2 protein-coding genes are annotated in these 2,195 nt (G+C 67.4%); both read left to right on the top strand.

Annotation, left to right across the window (positions count from 1 at the left end; translation table 11 throughout):
* Positions 1–517, top strand: a 517-nt coding sequence (locus GA0115259_RS32565) for a DeoR/GlpR family DNA-binding transcription regulator (RefSeq protein ID WP_093603638.1), incomplete at its 5' end; no start/stop codon positions are given.
* Positions 518–805: 288 nt separating this feature from the next.
* Positions 806–2,104, top strand: a complete 1,299-nt coding sequence (locus GA0115259_RS32560; protein ID WP_237540656.1) for an ABC transporter substrate-binding protein — start codon at positions 806–808, stop codon at positions 2,102–2,104.
* Positions 2,105–2,195: the final 91 nt, after the last annotated feature.

Genomic DNA, 2,195 nt, shown 5'->3' with positions numbered 1-2,195 from the left:
CGCGGCGGCTGCCGCCGATCTCCTCGGCGACGCGGAAACGGTCTTCGTCGACGAGGGCTTCACTCCTCAGCTCGTCGCCGAGGCGCTGCCCAGGGACCGGCCGCTGACCGTGGTCACCGCCTCCCTCGCGGTGGCGACCGCCCTCGCCGACGCCGAGAAGATCGCCGTATTGCTGCTCGGCGGCCGGGTCCGTGGCTCTACGATGGCCACGGTCGACCACTGGACCACCCGGATGCTCGCCGAGTTCGTCATCGATCTGGCGTACGTCGGAGCGAACGGCATATCCCGCGAGTACGGCCTCACGACTCCCGATCCGGCGGTCAGCGAGGTCAAGGCCCAGGCCATGCGGAGCGCGCGCCGCCGGGTCTTCGCCGGGATCCACACCAAATTCGGCGCGGTCAGCTTCTGCCGCTTCGCCGAGGTCGGTGACTTCGAGTCGATCGTCACGGACGCCGGCCTGCCCTCGGCCGAGGCCCAGCGCTACTCGCTGCTCGGGCCGCAGGTCATCCGCGTCTGATCCCGTCCCGCTCCGCCCGCTTCCGTTCCGCCCGCATGCGTCCCCTCGCATCCCGTTCCGTCCCGCCCGCCGGGCACCCGTCCTTCATTTCGTACCCGTAACCGCCTTCGGATATCCGTCACACCCTCCATCCCCTCCAGCAACTCTGGTGCCTTCTCATCCGGCACCTCTGAGTCTTCCCGCATCGAACGATCAGGAGAGAACGTCATGCCACTCCTTCCCCTCCAGCAACGGCGCTTTGGTGGAAGCAACGGAATCCGGGTACGTGTGGGCGCGAGCGCCGCACTGATGGCCCTGCTCGCCGGGTGCAGCGGTGCGGGCGGCACCTCCTCCTCGGGCGGTGACACGCTCAATGTGCTCATGGTGAACAACCCGCAGATGGTAGAGCTGCAGAAGCTCACCGCGGACAACTTCACCAAGGAGACCGGGATCAAGGTCAACTTCACGGTCCTGCCGGAGAACGACGTACGCGACAAGATCACCCAGGACTTCTCCAACCAGGCCGGTCAGTACGACGTCGCCACCATCAGCAACTTCGAGGTCCCGTTCTACGCGAAGAACGGCTGGCTGCACCCGCTCGACGAGTACTCCGCCAAGGACAAGGCCTTCGACCAGGGCGACATACTCAAGCCGCTCCAGGAGTCCCTGACCGCCGAGGACGGCAAGCTCTACGGCGAGCCCTTCTACGGCGAGTCGTCCTTCCTGATGTACCGCAAGGACGTCTTCGCGGCGAAGAACCTCACCATGCCCGCGAAGCCCACCTGGCAGCAGGTCGCCGATCTCGCCGCCAAGGTGGACGGCGCGCAGGAGAACATGAAGGGCATCTGTCTGCGCGGACTGCCCGGCTGGGGCGAGGTCATCGCTCCGCTGACCACCGTCGTCAACACCATGGGCGGCACCTGGTTCACCAAGGACTGGCAGGCACAGCTCACCTCGCCGGAGTTCACCAAGGCCACCCAGTTCTATGTCGACCTGGTACGCAACCATGGCCAGGCCGGTGCTCCGCAGTCCGGCTACGCCGAGTGCCTCAACAACATGACGCAGGGCAACTCGGCCATGTGGTACGACGCCACCGCGGGCGCCGGATCGCTGGAGGCCAAGGGCTCGCCGGTCAAGGGCAAGATCGGCTATGTGCCGGCTCCCGTGGACAAGACGGAGAGCTCGGGCTGGCTCTACACCTGGGCCTGGGGCATGCAGAAGGCCTCCACCAAGACCGAGAGCGCGTGGAAGTTCATCTCCTGGGCGTCCAGCAAGGAGTACGAGAACCTCGTCGGCGAGCAGATCGGCTGGGCCAACGTCCCCGCGGGCAAGCGCGCCTCGACATACGCCAACCCCGACTATCTGAAGGACGCGGCGGCGTTCGCCGAGGTCACCAAGGAAGCCATCGCCACCGCCAATCCGCGTGACCCGGGCACCCAGCCGCGCCCGACCGTCGGCATCCAGTTCGTCGACATCCCGGAGTTCACCGATCTGGGCACCAAGGTCTCGCAGGAGATCAGCGCCGCCATCGCGGGCAAGAAGTCGGTGGCCGAGGCGCTGAAGACCTCGCAGGCGCTCGCCGAGAAGGTCGGCAAGGAGCAGCAGTGAGCACCTCCGTCAGTACATCTCCGCTCTCCCCGGCCGGCGCGTCGCGCCCCGGCGCCCCACGGCGCGCCGGCCGGAGGGCCTCCGGCCGGGC

Origin of the sequence: Streptomyces sp. MnatMP-M17, assembly GCF_900091995.1 — a bacterium.
Classification (GTDB): domain Bacteria; phylum Actinomycetota; class Actinomycetes; order Streptomycetales; family Streptomycetaceae; genus Streptomyces.
The sequence above is the reverse complement of the archived record's forward strand: the minus strand, read 5'-3'. Positions and strand labels throughout refer to the sequence as shown.